16 protein-coding genes are annotated in these 16,054 nt (G+C 29.8%); 8 read left to right on the top strand and 8 right to left on the bottom strand.

The annotated features are described in order from the left end of the window. Window positions 1-31: 31 nt before the first annotated feature. From FGQ49_RS08645 to FGQ49_RS08635, 3 genes are all read right to left on the bottom strand, one after another. Window positions 32-1,567, bottom strand: a complete 1,536-nt coding sequence (locus FGQ49_RS08645) for a B12-binding domain-containing radical SAM protein (RefSeq protein WP_138269471.1) — start codon at window positions 1,565-1,567, stop codon at window positions 32-34. Window positions 1,568-1,670: 103 nt separating this feature from the next. After that, window positions 1,671-2,765 (bottom strand): redox-regulated ATPase YchF, encoded by a 1,095-nt coding sequence (gene ychF, locus FGQ49_RS08640; protein ID WP_138269470.1) that lies wholly within the window; start codon window positions 2,763-2,765, stop codon window positions 1,671-1,673. A 69-nt stretch (window positions 2,766-2,834) separates the two neighbouring features. After that, a complete protein-coding gene (locus tag FGQ49_RS08635) occupies window positions 2,835-3,155 on the bottom strand; it encodes a winged helix-turn-helix transcriptional regulator (protein WP_138269469.1) in 321 nt (106 codons plus the stop codon). 157 nt (window positions 3,156-3,312) lie between these two features. Between FGQ49_RS08635 and FGQ49_RS08630 the strand changes: the two genes are divergently transcribed. Genes FGQ49_RS08630 through FGQ49_RS08615 form a run of 4 tightly spaced genes read left to right on the top strand, consistent with a single transcriptional unit; the run spans window position 3,313 to window position 7,041 of the window. Next, window positions 3,313-3,918 carry a 4Fe-4S binding protein gene (locus FGQ49_RS08630; protein WP_138269468.1) on the top strand — a complete coding sequence of 202 codons (606 nt, stop codon included), beginning with the start codon at window positions 3,313-3,315 and terminating at the stop codon, window positions 3,916-3,918. Window positions 3,919-3,920: 2 nt separating this feature from the next. After that, window positions 3,921-5,450, top strand: a complete 1,530-nt coding sequence (locus FGQ49_RS08625) for a glycine betaine ABC transporter substrate-binding protein (protein WP_138269467.1) — start codon at window positions 3,921-3,923, stop codon at window positions 5,448-5,450. 3 nt (window positions 5,451-5,453) lie between these two features. Then, the gene (locus FGQ49_RS08620) at window positions 5,454-6,188 is read left to right on the top strand and encodes an ATP-binding cassette domain-containing protein (RefSeq protein WP_138269466.1); all 735 of its coding nucleotides are present in this window, start codon (window positions 5,454-5,456) and stop codon (window positions 6,186-6,188) included. Next, window positions 6,178-7,041, top strand: a complete 864-nt coding sequence (locus tag FGQ49_RS08615; protein WP_138269465.1) for a nitroreductase family protein — start codon at window positions 6,178-6,180, stop codon at window positions 7,039-7,041. Before FGQ49_RS08620 ends, FGQ49_RS08615 begins: the two co-directional genes overlap by 11 nt. A 31-nt stretch (window positions 7,042-7,072) precedes the next feature. Here FGQ49_RS08615 and FGQ49_RS08610 read toward each other — a convergent pair whose 3' ends face one another. Genes FGQ49_RS08610 through pyrR form a run of 3 tightly spaced genes read right to left on the bottom strand, consistent with a single transcriptional unit; the run spans window position 7,073 to window position 9,712 of the window. Beyond that, window positions 7,073-8,245, bottom strand: coding sequence for an HD domain-containing protein (locus tag FGQ49_RS08610; RefSeq protein WP_138269464.1), 1,173 nt, complete (start codon window positions 8,243-8,245; stop codon window positions 7,073-7,075). 15 nt (window positions 8,246-8,260) lie between these two features. Then, window positions 8,261-9,199: a DNA-binding protein WhiA gene (whiA, locus tag FGQ49_RS08605; RefSeq protein WP_138269463.1), complete on the bottom strand. Its 939-nt coding sequence runs from the start codon at window positions 9,197-9,199 to the stop codon at window positions 8,261-8,263. Window positions 9,200-9,208: 9 nt separating this feature from the next. Beyond that, window positions 9,209-9,712, bottom strand: a complete 504-nt coding sequence (pyrR, locus tag FGQ49_RS08600) for a bifunctional pyr operon transcriptional regulator/uracil phosphoribosyltransferase PyrR (RefSeq protein ID WP_138269462.1) — start codon at window positions 9,710-9,712, stop codon at window positions 9,209-9,211. Between the two features lie 93 nt (window positions 9,713-9,805). Here pyrR and FGQ49_RS08595 point away from each other — a divergent pair, with 93 nt between their 5' ends. Continuing rightward, window positions 9,806-10,639 (top strand): peptidoglycan-binding domain-containing protein, encoded by an 834-nt coding sequence (locus FGQ49_RS08595; RefSeq protein WP_138269461.1) that lies wholly within the window; start codon window positions 9,806-9,808, stop codon window positions 10,637-10,639. A 36-nt stretch (window positions 10,640-10,675) separates the two neighbouring features. On the opposite strand, the gene FGQ49_RS08590 is transcribed toward FGQ49_RS08595, so the two are convergent. Beyond that, the gene (locus tag FGQ49_RS08590; protein WP_138269460.1) at window positions 10,676-11,527 is read right to left on the bottom strand and encodes an aldo/keto reductase; all 852 of its coding nucleotides are present in this window, start codon (window positions 11,525-11,527) and stop codon (window positions 10,676-10,678) included. A gap of 35 nt (window positions 11,528-11,562) precedes the next feature. Then, a complete protein-coding gene (locus tag FGQ49_RS08585) occupies window positions 11,563-12,330 on the bottom strand; it encodes a DeoR/GlpR family DNA-binding transcription regulator (RefSeq protein WP_138269459.1) in 768 nt (255 codons plus the stop codon). 274 nt (window positions 12,331-12,604) lie between these two features. Between FGQ49_RS08585 and FGQ49_RS08580 the strand changes: the two genes are divergently transcribed. From FGQ49_RS08580 to FGQ49_RS08570, 3 genes are all read left to right on the top strand, one after another. Next, on the top strand, window positions 12,605-13,912 hold the full coding sequence (locus FGQ49_RS08580) for a PTS galactitol transporter subunit IIC (protein ID WP_138269458.1): 1,308 nt from the start codon (window positions 12,605-12,607) through the stop codon (window positions 13,910-13,912). Window positions 13,913-13,936: 24 nt separating this feature from the next. Continuing rightward, window positions 13,937-14,908: an acetylxylan esterase gene (locus FGQ49_RS08575; protein WP_138269457.1), complete on the top strand. Its 972-nt coding sequence runs from the start codon at window positions 13,937-13,939 to the stop codon at window positions 14,906-14,908. 146 nt (window positions 14,909-15,054) lie between these two features. Then, on the top strand, window positions 15,055-16,054 hold a 1,000-nt coding region (locus tag FGQ49_RS08570; protein ID WP_138269456.1), incomplete at its 3' end, for a C45 family autoproteolytic acyltransferase/hydolase.

The raw sequence follows: 16,054 nt of genomic DNA, 5'->3' as shown, positions 1-16,054 counted from the left end.
GATGCATCTTTTAAATCAGATTCTTTATTTTCTATTTGTTTTTAAATTCTTCTTTTTTAATAATTTCAAATATTTTTTCTTTATTTACTGTTTCAATATCTTCTATAAAATCCTTATTTGGTTTTCTGATTTTCATATAAGATAAATAATCAAAGCTTATTAAATTTTTAGCAAGATTTTCATCATAAGGTTTTAAGAAATAATATAAATGTTCATATAAATCTTCCTTTGAAAGACTTCTTTTATATAGCCCGTTTTTTGAAAAGTACACTGATAATTTTTCAAAAAAATCATACGGAGTTTTAGCGGTTTTATCTACAAAATATTCAAGAGTATTATAAAAGTTATTTGAATTATAGTATTTGTCAACTAAAAACTCTATATCTTTCAATTTTGAAAGATCACTATAATCCATCCATTTATTTGATAATATTTCGTAAGGTGTAAAGTTATTATATTTTAAATCATATTTATCTTTTGATTTTTCCATCATTGTTCCGTGAAGAACCTTTAAAAATCCAAGCTGCAACATATGAGGTTTTAGATTATACGCATAATCAAAACTTTTTTTGAATGATTCAATATCTTCATAAGGAAGTCCTGAAATTAAGTCAAGGTGAATATGGACATTGTCGTTTTTTAAAAGTTTTGTTACGTTTTGACCTATTTTTTCTGTGTTTGTTGTTCTGTTGATTTCTTTTATTGTATTTTCATTTATGGATTGTAGTCCTACCTCTAACTGAAACATATCGTTTGGCGCACTTTGGAAAAGTTCTATTATTTCATCATCAAGTAAATTTGCACATACTTCAAAATGGAATTTAGTGTGTTTACTATTGTCTAAAATAAATCTAATTATTTCCTTAGCTCTTTTATTGTCAGCATTAAAAGTTCTGTCGATAAACTTAACAAGGGGAATGTCGTTTTTTATAAAAAACATTATTTCCTCTTTTACTTTTTTTAAGTCGCGAAATCTCAATCTTTTGTCAAGCTCTGAGAGGCAATAACTGCAATTATAAGGACATCCTCTTTGACTTTCGTAATAAATAATCTTATTTTCAAATTCTTTCATATCCACATTTTTATATGGGAATATTACATCATTAAAATTTATATGTTGTTTTATATATGTATAATCTTTTGAACTTTTATCAAATACGTTTTGAATGTTTACTTCTTCGTTTTTTTGTAATTTGCTTAACAGCTTTAAAGTTATTTCTTCTCCTTCTCCGGCGACAATATAGTCTATGAAATCATATTTGTCAAAATAATCTTTTGCATTAAAACTTACTTCACTTCCACCGAATATGATTATTGCATCTGTAATTTTTTTTAGGGAAGAGGCAATGTGTAAAATATATTCTATATTCCATATATAGCAGGAGAAAATATAAATATCGCTTTTTTGAGAGAATAAGTCATCCAAAACATTTTCTTTTGGCATGTTTATGTTGTACTGTTTTATTTCTGCATCAATACCTTTTGGTATAGAGTTATTGAATAAATAATATATTGCAAGATTTGTATGCGTATATGCGCTGTTAATTCCAACCAAAGTTGTTTTCATATTTTTTCTCCTTTTTATGTAGATATATATAGTATATTATTTTGTTTTATTATTTCAAATATAAATATAAAAAAAGAACCGATAAGGTTCTTTTTAATTCTTTTTAAACGTTGAATCTAAAGAATATTACATCACCATCTTCAACAACATAATCTTTTCCTTCGATTCTTGTATAAGCAAGTTCTTTTGCTTTAACATCGCTTCCTGCTTCCATAAGTTTATCATATTTTGTTACTTCAGCTCTAATGAATCCTCTTTCAAAATCTGAGTGGATTTTTCCTGCTGCGCCCGGTGCTTTTGTACCTTTTTTAATTTGCCATCCTTTTACTTCTTGTTTACCTGCAGTTAAGAATGTTATTAAATCAAGAAGTTTATATCCTTCTTTTATGATTTGGTCAAGTCCTGATTCTTTAATTCCAAGTTCTTCAAGGAACATGTTTTTTTCATCATCTTCAAGCTCGCTAAGTTCTGCTTCGATTTTTGCACAAACTTTTATTACTTCGATATTTGGATTTACTTCTTTTACATATTCTTTTAATGCTTTTACATAATCATTATCTTCAAGTAAATCATCTTCACTTACGTTTGCCACATACATAATAGGTTTTGTTGTAAGTAAATCTTGGCTTTTTAAATATTCGCTTTCATTTTCGTCAAAATCATCTAAATTAATAAATTTTCCTTCTTCTAAAAGCTTCTTTGCTTTATCAAGAGTTGCAAGCATGAATTTTTCTTCTTTTCTTCCGCTTTTTGCTGCTTTTTGTACTGTCGCAATTCTTTTATCAATTAGCTCAAGGTCAGAAAAGATTAGCTCATAGTTTATTGTTTCTGCATCTCTTACAGGATCGATGCTTCCGTCTACATGAGTAATGTTGCCGTCATCAAAACATCTTACTACTTGAAGTATTGCATGTACGTTTCTAATGTTTGATAAAAATTGGTTTCCAAGTCCTTCGCCTTTTCCGGCATTTTTTACAAGTCCGGCAATATCCACGAATTCAACTGTTGCATATACAGTTTTTAATGTGTCATAAAGTTTACTTAAATTATCTATTCTTTCATCAGGAACATTAACAACTCCTACATTTGGTTCTATTGTGCAAAAAGGATAGTTTTCTGCTCCTGCATTTGCTTTTGTAAGTGCATTGAATAATGTACTTTTACCTACATTTGGTAGTCCTACTAATCCTATTTTCATTTTTTTCTCCTTAATAATAATCTTTATAAAGTATATAATATATTTTTTCTTTAGTAAAGGGTAAGTTATTTAATTATATTGTTTCTTGTATTCATTTCCCCAAACAATCATTGAATCAATTACTGGTTTTAAACTTTTTCCCGTTTGTGTAAGAGAATATTCAACTTTTGGGGGAACCTGAGCATATACCGTTCTGTTTACCAGTCCGTCATTTTCCATTTCTCTTAAGTTTGAAGTCAAAACTTTTTGCGATATTGCTCCTATTGATTTTTTCAATTCTCCGAATCGTTTTGTTTCGTTCATCAAATCCCTTAAAATCAAGACCTTCCATTTGTTACTTATTAATAAAAGTGTTGTTTCGACCGGGCATTCCGGTAAATTTTTTCGCATTTCTTTCCTCCTTGTAATCTTTTTATAATCATTATAGTTACTTTTATATACTTAAGTTACATAATTGTGCCTACTTTACAAAATATATCTTTGATAATATTATAAACTAAAACCTGAGGTTGTCAATAATTTAATAAAAAAGGAGTATAGAAATAAAATGGATGTTAGAGAAATATTATCAAAATTAAGAAATATTAAAGATGTTGTTTTTTCAAGCGTTGACTTTAACGGTGTTCCCAAAAGCAGAGTGATTGACATTATGCTTGTGGAAAATGAAAAAGTATATTTTGTTACAGCAAGAGGGAAAGATTTTTACAGAGAAATTATGAATAACAATAATGTTTCGGTTACGGCACTTACTAAAGATTATATGTCCATAACGTTGGAAGGGAAGGCATTTAAAACGGAAAATCAAAAATATTGGATAGACAAGGTATTCGAAAATAATCCGACTATGAATGATGTTTATCCTGGACAAAGCAGATATATATTGGAAGCTTTCTGTATTGAAAAAGGAATAGTTCACACTTTTGATTTATCCAAACATCCGATTGTAAGAAAAACATATTCTCTTGGAGGAGAAAAGACAAAACCCGAGGGATATATTATAACCGACAAATGCATACAATGTGGTAAATGTTTCAGATTGTGTCCTCAGTCGTCAATTAAAAAAAACGAAGATTTTGAAATAATAAGTAAAAATTGTTTAAGGTGCGGGTATTGCTATGAAAACTGTCCCGTTAAAGCAATAGAAAGGTTGTAAAAATGTTAAGTTTGTTTTTTGAAAGAAAAGAATTTTTTATGGGGCTGCTGCTTGATCATATAAAAATTTCTTTAACGGCTATCATAATCGCTTTGGTTGTCGGATTAATACTCGGAATTTTTATAAGCGAATATCAAAAAAGCTCTAAATTTGTTTTGAGTTTAGTGAATTTTATATATACCATTCCTTCCATATCATTGTTGGGATTTTTGATTCCCCTGTCCGGAATAGGAAACGTTACCGCGGTTATTGCTTTAAGCATATATGCTCTTTTGCCTATGGTTAGAAATACATACACTGGAATAACAAATATAGACGAAAAGTTTATAGAAACCGCAAAAGGAATGGGAAGTACGAATTTTCAGATATTATATAAAATAAAACTGCCGATTGCAATGCCCGTAATCATTTCTGGATTGAGAAATATGGCTACGATGACAATAGCTCTTGCCGGTATTGCTTCCTTTATAGGTGCAGGAGGTCTCGGTGTCAGCATTTACAGAGGAATAACCACAAATAATACTGCCATGACTCTAATCGGTAGTCTTCTTATAGCTGTTTTGGCAATTATGGTAGATTTTGTTTTGGGAATAATCGAAAAGGGTATTTTGAAGAGGAAAAGACAAAACAAAAAGAAAAATAAGATTGTAATTGCCGGATGTATTGTCGTATTGATTATTTTTGTATTTTCTTTTGTGCTGGATTCATTTGGAAATAAAACGATAAACATAGCATCCAAGCCGATGACTGAACAATATATAATAAGCGAAATGTTGAAAGAAGTTATAGAAAACGATACTGACTTGAATGTAAATCTTACTCAGGGAGTGGGAGGAGGTACTTCAAATATAATGCCGGGAATGGAAAGTGGAGAATTTGATATGTATCCTGAGTATACTTCCACCGGATGGAATATGGTACTGGGGCATGATGGCTTTTACAATGAAGATATGTTTGAAAAATTAAATGATGAATATAATGAAAAATATGATTTTTCATGGACTTGTTCGTTTGGGTTTAACGATACTTTTGCCATTGCGGTAAGAAAAGACATAGCCGAAAAATATAATTTAAAAACTTATTCCGATTTGGCAAGTGTATCAAATGAATTGACGTTTGCCGCAGAATATGATTTTTTTGAAAGAGTAGACGGTTATGATGCACTTTGTGCAGAGTATGGTTTTAAGTTTAAAGATACGATGGATTTGGATATAGGACTTAAATATAAAGCAATAGACGAGAAAAAAGTAGATGTAATGGATGTTTTTACTACCGACGGACAATTGAGCAACAGTAATTTGGTAGTTCTTCAGGACGATAAAGAGTTCTTTTCTTCCGCAATGTGTCAGATGGTGGTAAGAAACGACGTTTTGGATAGATACCCACAGCTTAACGACGTATTTAAAAAACTTGAAAATATTTTGAGTGATAAACAAATGGCAAAAATGAATTATGAAGTTGAAGAGAACGGAAAAGACCCAAAAACCGTAGCGCATGAATTTTTAGTCGAAAAAGGGTTGTTGGAGGATTAGCACATGGAAAAAATAATAGAATTTAAAGGTGTAAAGAAAAGTTATAACGAAAATGTCGTTTTAGACGATTTTAATTTGGATATATACAAAGGGGAGTTTTTAACCGTAATCGGTACTTCCGGGAGCGGAAAAAGTACTATGCTCAAAATGATTAATGGTCTTATCGATCCCGATTTGGGAGACGTTATGGTAAACGGTAAAAATAATAAAGATGTCGACAAAATAAGTTTAAGAAGAAATATCGGTTATGCGGTTCAGGGTAGTGTATTGTTTCCCAACATGAACGTTTTAAAAAATATATCTTACGTACCGAGATTATTAAATCGAAAAGATAAAACGAAGACGGAAAAAGCGGTTAATAAATGGATGAAAATAGTCGGTCTTGATAAAGAATTGATGTACAGATATCCCGATGAACTTTCAGGAGGGGAAGCACAAAGAGTAAGCATTGCAAGAGCTTTGGCAGCAAGTCCGGATATTCTTTTAATGGATGAACCTTTCAGTGCCGTCGATGAAATAACAAGAAGCAGGCTTCAGGATGAGATAAGAAGAATATACGAGCAAACGGGAATTACGATAGTATTTATAACTCATGACGTAAGAGAAGCCTTTAAACTTGCAAGCAGAATTTTGGTTATGAATAAAGGCAGAATAGAGCAAATAGGAACAAAAGAAGAAATTATAAATTCTCCTTCAAGTGATTTTGTAAAAAGGTTGGTAAACGGTAATGAAAAATAATTTGGCAAAGTTTTGTTTTGATAAAGATAAGTGTATTGCATGCGGGAAATGCATAAAAGTATGTCCGGGGCAGCTTCTTAAATTTAACGAGAATAAAGACGTTATTATTAAAGATATCGATTGTTTCGGGTGGGACGGTTGTTGGAAATGTCAGCATTGTATGGCTGTTTGTCCGAAATCTGCGATAAGTGTTCTCGGAAAATCTCCAGAAGAATGTGTGACTCCTCCTGAGAGTGAAAACCTTCCTCAAATTTTGGATGCTTTGATAAAAAACAGAAGGTCACACAGACAATATTTGAATAAAGACGTTGATAAAAGGGTTTTAGATGATATATTAAAAACGGTACAAAACGCACCTAACGGAGGGAATAAGGGACTTGTCGAATATACGGTTATTGACGATAAAGAACAAGTTAAATATTTTCACGATATTGTTTATTCCAAAATGGAAAAGCTTGCAAATAAGGGAATATATGCAAATGGATATGATAAAAAATCTTATGAACAGTTGAAAGAGTGGGAGAAAATCGTACGCCCTGATATGTTGTTTTGTTCGGCTCCGAATTTATGTATTCCTCATGCGCCTGTGGGAGAAGGTTGCTACATTCAGGATGTGAATATTGCGTGTGTGTATTTTGATTTATTGTGTTCTTCAAGGGGATTGGGCAGTATTATGATGACTTATCCTTTGGATGTTCTTGATTTAATGCCAAAAGAAAAATCGATGTTAGGAATTCCCGATAATCATTATATTGCCATGATTATCGGATTTGGATATCCAAAAATAAAATATAAAAGAGGCGTCGATAAATTTAATGAAAATAAAATAAAAAAAATAAAATTTAAAATTTAAATAAATAAAAAGAAGGACTACTTTGTCCTTCTTAATTATATATATTGGTTAAATTTTTGTATATTAGTTCTTTATATTCGTCATAAGCACCACTTAATCTTAAAGGATATAATCTTTCAAGAACCTCTTCGTGATACCATTTATGTTTATTTTTGTCAGGCTCGTTGAAATAACTCCATACCTTATCTTTATATGTTTCAAAATCTTTATCTATTTCACGAAGTTTTGAAAGTTCGTTTGATAAAACAAGTATTTTTATTTCTATATTTGCACTGTCGAGTTTATATAAAATATTTTTCTTTCCTTCGCTCCAGTCTTTTTCGTTGTTGAAATTTTCTTCCATATTCGTCATGAAAAGTATTTTTTCCGCTATGTTCATTCCAAAATATTTTTTTATTTCTATTATGTTTGAGTCGGAATTTTTTACCACTCCGTGAAGAAGTGCTGATATCAATATATTTTCATCGCTTGTTAAAGACGATGCAATGAGCATTGTTTCCAAGGCGTGGGAAAGATAAGGTTTGTTTAGTATTTTTCTTTTCTTCCCGGTAAAATAAAAAATTGCATAATCAAGTGCTTTTTTTATGTTTTGTGAATAAATTAAATTTATGTCTTTCATGAAGAAGTCTTCCAATACTTCTGCTTCTGCTTTGGAGATTTCAATATAATAATCGTCATTTTCTTTTAATTCGTATTCTTTTATTTCTACTCCGATTTCTTTTTTCCATGTAGTATCGTGTATGTTTATTGAAGATGTTCCAAGAATTGAATCTGCATAAATTTTATTTTCTTTTGTATAAAAGTAGAAGTTTACAAATAAATCAAAAAATTTATTATTGCATTTGTTAAATAAATCTTTTGTATTTATATTTTCATTTAATTCTTTAAGTTCTTCTAGAATTTTAGAATAAAACCATATTTGTTCAAATTTTTCTGTTTCATATTCTTTATATATATTTTCACCATAAACTTCATAATCTCTTTCAAATTGGCTTAATTGCTCAAGAAGTTGTTTTAAAATTAGTTCTTTATTAGAAAAATCACATTCTTTTATTTTATTAAGTCGTTGTCTATAACTTGCTTCTAAGTTATTTAAGTATTTTATGGCTTGTTGCTTTGAAAGAGGATTTGTTTTCTTTTTTGTAAAATGTTCAATAAGAAGTTCTTTATCAAAAAATTCCAATTCGTCTGTATATAAGTTCATTTTTCTCCTCCTATGTTAAATTGTATCGGCGATTTTTAGTATCTTTTTGAACCAATTATTAATTGTTGAACGGCTTATCGGAGGGTCAAACATATTAGATAGTTCATTTAAAGATGCTTGAGGGTTGTTAAGTCTCATTTTTGCCAATGATATAAGTGGTTCATCGAGATAGTCCATGCCATATTTTTCTTTAATTTTGTTTATTGCATTAATTTGTTTAAGTGCTGTATTTATTGTTTTATCCATATTTGCCGTTTCGCAGTTTAATCTTCTGTTTACGTTGTTTCTCATTTCTTTTATTACTTTTGTGCTTTCTATTTCCAAAACGGCGTTATGTGCTCCTATATTTCCAAGTAATTCTGTGATTGTATTTGAGTCTTTTGTATATACTACATATGCTTCTTTTCTTTTTATAAATTTTAAATTGATATTTATGGTTTTTAGTAACTCTATAAAGTTTTTTGCATACTCAAATTTATTAAATACAAATTCGATTTGATATCCCTTTTTCTTTGGGTCACTGACATAACCGCATGATAGAAAAACTGCACGCAGATAATGTCTTATTTCGCTTAAAGTTGGAAGTATATCTTGTTTTATTGTATTATTTACTTCAAATCCCGAGCTGAAATCAATAATATTAAAATAATCCAATATATTCATTGAGTCTTTGCTGTTTATTACAATCAAGTTATATAAATAATGTCCTTTTCTTAGATTATTTTTTTTTGCCGCTATTTCAAGATTTATGGAAAAGACATCTTTAATCAGAGTAAAAATCCTTCTTGTGACAGAAGGGTTTTCGGTTTCAAATATCAAATTGAATTGTCCTCTTCCTTTTAGGGAAAGGAAACTTATACAGTGTAAATATCCATATATTTCACATTCTTTTTCGTAAAGATTGTTTAAATTAATATGGCTTAAATTATTTTTTATATCGCTGCAAAAGCTCATTTTTTCTCCTTAGTTTATTTCTACAAATGAATTTTCGTTATCAATTACTACATTTACATTTTCTGATGTTGATGTAGGAATGTTCTTACCTACGAAGTCGGCTCTTATCGGTAGTTGTCTATGTCCTCTGTCTACTAAAATTGCAAGCTGTATTTTTTTAGGTCTTCCAAAATGAAACACATATTCAAGGGCAGCTCTTATAGAGCGACCTGTATATAAAACATCATCAACTAATATAACCAATTTATCATTTATGTTTATACCTATATCTTCAATTTTACTATCTTCTTTTTTTACATCGTCTCTAAATGGAGTTATATCCGCAAAAGTAACCGGAACAATAGTATCCTCCATACTGCTTAAGTGATTAGCAATCATTTTCGCAAGAGAAACGCCTCCTTGTTTTACCCCTACTATTACAGTATCTTCAACACCGTGATTTCTTTCAATTATTTCGTAAGATATTCTTTTTATGCTTCTGTTTATATCGTTATTGGTCATTAAAATTTTCATGTTTTTCTCCAATAAAATATTTTGTTTTAAGTCTACATTATGTTATAATTGTAGCATATTTATAAAAAATTGTCCAAATATAGAGGTAATTTAATGAAGAGAATAAAATCATTTTTTATATATTTAGTAGCATTTTTGTTTTTTATATTATTGACGGCATCGTTTTTCAGTGATAACTATTTAAAAGATTCTTTTTCTGTTGATATAAATACAAAAACAATATATTATGCTTTTGCCGGAAATTTAGACGATTATCTTACTGGAAACATAACTGATGACAGCGATTTGATTAGTTCTCAAAAAGATTATTCAACCACATATAAAGAAGGGGATAGTGGAGAAGAAGTTTTAAGTTATAAATTAATTTTATATTACTTGGATTTTCTTTCTGATTCTCCAACTAATACTTTCGATGGAACAACGAAAAATGCCGTTATAGAATATCAAAACAGCAGAGGTCTAAAAGAAACTGGAGCGTTAGATAAAAATACCATGAAATCTCTTGATAGTGAAGTTGTTGAATACAAATCAGGAAAATCCAGTTCTGATATAGAAAAATATAATTATATTTTATATTATTTAGGATATTTGGAAAACCAGCCTAATGCTAACTTTACTGCCGAAACAAAAGTTGCTTGTGAAGAATATCAAAAAGCAAAAGGACTTTCTCAAACGGGAACAATGGATGCTCAAACGAGAAAGAGTTTGGATAGTGAGTCTTTAACTTATAAACAAGGACATAAAGGAACGATAATAAAATCTTATCAAGAAATTTTAATAAGACTTGGCTATTTGGATGGAACTGCAAGCGGTACTTATGATAAAAATACAACAGCTGCTGTAAAACAATACCAAACTGACAAAGGTCTTACAGTAAGCGGCAATATAGATGAAGATACAGCTAAGTCTTTAGATACTGAAAATTAAAAAAAACAGACAGTTTAAACTGTCTGTTTTTTTTATTTAAAAATTTACGTCATCAGGATTTGCGCATTGTCCTCCGCAACAAGGTATATTATCTATTGTTTTCATATCATCTTCACTTATTTCAAAATCAAAAACTTGACTATTTTCAAGTATTCTGCTTGGTGTAACAGATTTTGGAAGAGGAAGAATATCATGTTGAAGAACCCATCTTATACAAATTTGAGCTGTTGATTTATTGTATTTTTTTGCAAGTTCTACAAGTGTTTCGTTTTCTAAAACTTCTTTTCTTCCAAGTGGTGACCAAGCTTCTACTACTATATCATTTTCTAGGCAGTATTTTGCTGTTTCAATTTGAGCAAAACCAGGATGGAATTCTATTTGGTTTACCATTGGTTTGATTTTTGCAGTTTTCATAAGTTCATCTATATGATGAGGTAGGAAGTTGCTAAGCCCTATAGCTTTAACTCTTCCTGTTTCATATATTTCTTCAAATGCTTTCCATGTTTCAGCATTTATTTCTTCAGCATTATCAAATTGTTTTTTTATTGCAGGCCAGTGGATTAAAAATAAATCAAGATATTCAAGTCCTAAATTATCCATAGTCTTTTCAAATGCGGCTTTTGCACTTTCGTATCCTCTGTCGCTGTTCCATAATTTGCTGGTTACGAAAATGTCTTCTCTTTTTATTCCGCTTTCTCTTATTGCCTTTCCAACACCTTTTTCATTTTGATAAAAATAAGCCGTATCAATATGTCTGTATCCGATTTTTAAGGCTTCTTTTACTCCATCTTCCACGCTTTTTCCATCAGGAGTTTGGAATGTACCGTATCCTATACATGGAATGTCTATTCCATTGTTTAATTTGAATGTGTCGGTTAATTTGTTCATTTTAACACCTCTTTCTTTATATTTATTTAAAATTTTTATTTGCCTATAAGAACTTTTACTCCTTTTTCTTCAATATTTTTTACATGTTTTTCATCTATTTTGTCATCTGTTATTAATATGTCTATTTTTTCAATTCCGGGCACACAAAATTCGTTACTCATGCATATTTTTGAAGAATCCAGTAATAGTATTTTTTCTCCGTTCATTTCAAGAAGTTTTCTTAAAATATAGTTATCATAATCAACTCTTCCAATTAAATTGTAATTTGCATTAAGCCCCATACATGAAAATACTATTTTATTTGGGTCAATTCTGTTTAGATTTTCTAAAAGAGGGAATCCTCTTATTATAAGGTAAGGTCTTACGGCTTCTCCTTCAAGGCAATATAAATGTGCTACATTTTCATTTTCCGTTGTTAAAATTTGTATAGATGGAGTAAATATTGTTGTGTTTTTTCTTGTTAAATGTTGATATGCCATATAGCAAGAAGACCCTACATCAAAAAAGATAGAATCATTGTCATCTATTACTTCGTTAATCATTTTGGCTATTTTTATTTTTTTATTGGTATTTATGTTTGCATAAGAAACAATTGATGTTGGAGTATCCAATTCATTTCTTGTGATTGTTACTCCTCCGGATACTCTTTTTAATTTTCCTTCTTTATCTAAAATTTCCAAATCTCTTTTTATTGTTGAAATTGAAACTTGGAACATATCAGTAAGTTCATTTACCGATGCATAGCCTGCGTTTTTAACAAAAGAATATATTGAATTTAATCGTTCGATATTTTTTTTTGCCAAAATTTTTACCTCTTCCTGTTCAATAATTTATTACAATATAACATATTTTTGAGCTAAAAGATACCATTTTTTTTTGATTTATAGATAAGAAAACGATATTTATTTGAAAAATATGAGCTAAATAGCTAATAAATATTGACAAAATGAACTTTTTAATATAAAATGCATTATATGGTTCACGTATATTGTCTAAATAGTTCAAAAAAAACAAAGAAGGCCTTCCTTTTTAGACAATATATAATTTTAATTTGGAATAATTAAAGGAGAGATTAAAATGCAAATTATACAAAATATTTTTACCTATATCATAGATATGGGTGCATCTGTAATGATGCCTATTATTTTTACTTTACTTGGCTTAATCATGGGTGCGAAATTTGGTGAAGCTTTAAGAGCAGGTATGACCTTTGGCGTAGGTTTTTTAGGTTTAAATACAATCATCGGATTAATGTCTGCGACAATTTCACCTGTTGCTACTGCTTTAGTTGAAAATTTAAACTTTAAATTAACTGCTATTGATATTGGCTGGGCGACGGGTTCTGCCATTGCGTGGTCAACAGAAGCTGTTCCTTTTGTGTTTATAGCAGTTATTATAACAAATATTTTAATGATTTTACTTGGTTGGACAAAAACAATGGATGTTGATATTTGGAATTACTGGCATGTTTTGTTTTCTGCATCAGCGATATTACTTGCTTGTGGTGTCAATAATGTTTTAGCATGGGTATTTGCAATAGGACAAGCAATGGTATTAATGGGTATTACATTTATAATGGCTGATTATTCGCAAGCAGATTATGCGGAGGTCTTTGGTTTAGAAGGTATTTCAATTCCACATTGTCAAACAGTATCTATTCTTTTATATACATATCCTATTGACTGGTTACTTAATAAAATACCTGGTGTAAAAGATATTCACTGGACAAGCGAAGGTATTGCAGAAAAACTTGGTTTGCTAGGTGAACCTATAATGATGGGATTTATTATTGGTGGTTTTTTAGCTGCTTTAGCACAATTTACAACACATGGTGTAAGTATTGCTGCAGCAATTCAACAAATATTTATCGTTGGTATGAATGTTGCCGCTGTTCTTGTTCTAATTCCTAGAATGGTGTCACTTTTAATGGAAGGTTTGATGCCTATTTCTGAAATGACACAGGCATTTCTAGAAAAAAGATTTCCTGGAAGAGAACTTTATATCGGTCTTGATTCGGCAGTTGCAACAGGTCATACATTTGTAATTTCTCTTGGTTTGATTGCTATTCCTATTGTATTGATATTAGCTGTTGTGTTACCTTGGAATGTTGTTCTTCCTCTTGGTGACTTGGCAACACTTCCATTTTTTGCTGTACCATGTGTTGTTGCAAGCAAAGGTAATTTATTTAGAGGCATTATAGAGATGATAGTTATTTGTGTTGTAGTGTTAACTATAGCTTCTCTTGGTTCTGATATATTTACAGAATTAGTAAAAACTGCTAATATTACTGTTCCAGAAGGTTCGGCTCAAATCACTTGTATGGTAATAGGTACACAATGGATTACATGGATACCATTCTTATTGGCAAAATGGATTTGTCTATAATTAATAAGGAAAGGAAATATAACTATGCCATTATTATCTTCAATTGATAAATATAAAGACTATATGGGAGAAAGTCCAAGACCTGAAGATTTTGATCAGTTTTGGCAGGATTCTTTAAAAGACTTAAGGGAACATACCAAGCCGGGATATGCCTTGAAAAAAAGAGAATTTTTGGAAAAGGGGATAGAGCAGTTTGATTTGTTTTTTGAAGGAACATTTGGCGCCAATATTCATTGTCTTTATATTAGACCTAAAGAAATAAAAAATAAAATACCGGGGATTGTATTTTTTCACGGATATGGTTCAAGTACAAAAGGACCTTTTGAATATTTACCTTATGTATATAATGATATTGCTGTTTTGGCAATGGATGTAAGAGGCCAGGGAGGATATTCCACGGATCCTTGGTATGGAAACGGGCCTAGTTATTACGGACAGTACATACGTGGACTTGAAGATGACGATATAACTAAACTTTTTGCGAGGAATATATATCTTGACGGTGTTAAAGCTGTGGAAACTTTAATGAGTATGGAAGAAGTAGATGAGACAAGAATAGGTATTAACGGTAAATCTCAAGGTGGTGCTTTAACAATTGCTTCTTCTGCTTTAGTAAAAGGTGTAAAAGTAATTACTCCTACATATCCTTTCATGAGCGATATAAAACATACAATAAAAGAAGATTTGCTTGATATTTCTCAATTTAATGAATTTAACGAGTTCTTTAGAAGACATGATCCAAAACACGAAAAAGAAGATGAAGTGTTTAGAAAACTAAGCTATGTTGATATACAAAACTTTGCAGATAAAATAACAGCAAAAGTTCACTGGACATTGGCTTTTAAAGATGAAAATTGTCATCCAAGCACCCAATTTGCCACTTACAATAAGATTAAATCAGAAAAAGAAATGATTATTTATCCTGATTATGGGCATGAGCCTCAGCTTTTATTCCAGGATAACGATTTATTTCAGTTCTATTTAAAGAATTTATAATTTAGCCTTTAAAATTAAAATTAATAATTAATATATATAAAGACAGCTTTTGTTTAAAGTTGTCTTTTTTTATTTTATTGACATAAAATTTTTATTCGGTTATTCTGTTTTAAAGGCGCCTTTTAATAAAATATTAGGAGGTAAATATGTACCATTCAAGATTTGGTTCATCACATTATAATGCCGGATTAAAATATGGCTTAAAACTTAAAAATAACAGAAAATATATAGATGAAAAGTTAAAACTTATAAATGCTGAAATGATGGATTTTGGTATAAAATCTTCATTGATTTGTAAAAAAGAATACCCTGAATTTTTAGACGAGTTAAAGGGTATAAGTGATGGGTTAAAGGTAGATTTAAGTTATTTTTCTTCCTTTATATTTTGTATGTATAATTTTATGTTTAATAATTATTGTAGTTGCTTTGCTTTTAAAGATTGTGAAAATATTATTTATGGAAGAAACAGTGATTATCTTGTTGAATTTAAAAATGTATGTGATAGTTGTTACTATCATTTGGATAATTCTTATTCTTTTGTTGGTAATACAACTGCAATGTCTGAAATTGAAGATGGAGTTAATGAGTTCGGTTTTGCTGCAGGTTTAACTTTTGTTTATCCTTCTTTAATAAAACCCGGTTTGAACGGTGGGGTAATAGTTAGAAATTTACTTGAAAAGTGTAGAGATGTTAATGAAGGAATAGAAAAAATAAAAAATCTAACTATTTCATCTTCTCAAAACATTTTAATGGCTGATAGATATGGAGATATGGCTTTGGTTGAATGTAATTGTGAAGATATAAACATAATAAGACAAAAAAATAATTTTTTATGTTGTTCAAATGATTTTAATTCTATTAAGATGAAAAAATATAATTGTAGCATTGAAGATGAAATACATTCAAGGGAAAGATATAAAACGATGTATAATTTTCTTTTAAAACAGAAGAAATGTTCATTCGAATATGCAAGTTCTCTTTTAAAAGGAAAATATGGTTTTATGTGCGACTATGATAAACATTCAAAAATGGATACTTTATGGTCAAGTGTATATGTTTTAAATAAAAATGAAGTATATATTTGTGATGGAAATCCAAAAAGAAAAATATATAAAATGGATAAAAGGTTAAAATATAAAGAGCTTT

The sequence above is a fragment of the Anaerofustis stercorihominis genome, assembly GCF_005844425.1.
In the GTDB taxonomy this organism is placed as follows: Bacteria; Bacillota; Clostridia; order Eubacteriales; family Anaerofustaceae; genus Anaerofustis; species Anaerofustis butyriciformans.
The sequence above is the reverse complement of the archived record's forward strand: the minus strand, read 5'-3'. Positions and strand labels throughout refer to the sequence as shown.

Coding starts and splice junctions, on each gene's coding strand:
- FGQ49_RS08590 (WP_138269460.1), bottom strand. CDS start 11,527: ATGAACAAATTAACCGACACATTCAAATTAAACAATGGAATAGACATT.
- FGQ49_RS08575 (WP_138269457.1), top strand. CDS start 13,937: ATGCCATTATTATCTTCAATTGATAAATATAAAGACTATATGGGAGAA.
- FGQ49_RS08630 (WP_138269468.1), top strand. CDS start 3,313: ATGGATGTTAGAGAAATATTATCAAAATTAAGAAATATTAAAGATGTT.
- whiA (WP_138269463.1), bottom strand. CDS start 9,199: ATGAGCTTTTGCAGCGATATAAAAAATAATTTAAGCCATATTAATTTA.
- FGQ49_RS08610 (WP_138269464.1), bottom strand. CDS start 8,245: ATGAACTTATATACAGACGAATTGGAATTTTTTGATAAAGAACTTCTT.
- ychF (WP_138269470.1), bottom strand. CDS start 2,765: ATGAAAATAGGATTAGTAGGACTACCAAATGTAGGTAAAAGTACATTA.
- FGQ49_RS08595 (WP_138269461.1), top strand. CDS start 9,806: ATGAAGAGAATAAAATCATTTTTTATATATTTAGTAGCATTTTTGTTT.
- FGQ49_RS08635 (WP_138269469.1), bottom strand. CDS start 3,155: ATGCGAAAAAATTTACCGGAATGCCCGGTCGAAACAACACTTTTATTA.
- FGQ49_RS08580 (WP_138269458.1), top strand. CDS start 12,605: ATGCAAATTATACAAAATATTTTTACCTATATCATAGATATGGGTGCA.
- pyrR (WP_138269462.1), bottom strand. CDS start 9,712: ATGAAAATTTTAATGACCAATAACGATATAAACAGAAGCATAAAAAGA.
- FGQ49_RS08620 (WP_138269466.1), top strand. CDS start 5,454: ATGGAAAAAATAATAGAATTTAAAGGTGTAAAGAAAAGTTATAACGAA.
- FGQ49_RS08625 (WP_138269467.1), top strand. CDS start 3,921: ATGTTAAGTTTGTTTTTTGAAAGAAAAGAATTTTTTATGGGGCTGCTG.
- FGQ49_RS08645 (WP_138269471.1), bottom strand. CDS start 1,567: ATGAAAACAACTTTGGTTGGAATTAACAGCGCATATACGCATACAAAT.
- FGQ49_RS08615 (WP_138269465.1), top strand. CDS start 6,178: ATGAAAAATAATTTGGCAAAGTTTTGTTTTGATAAAGATAAGTGTATT.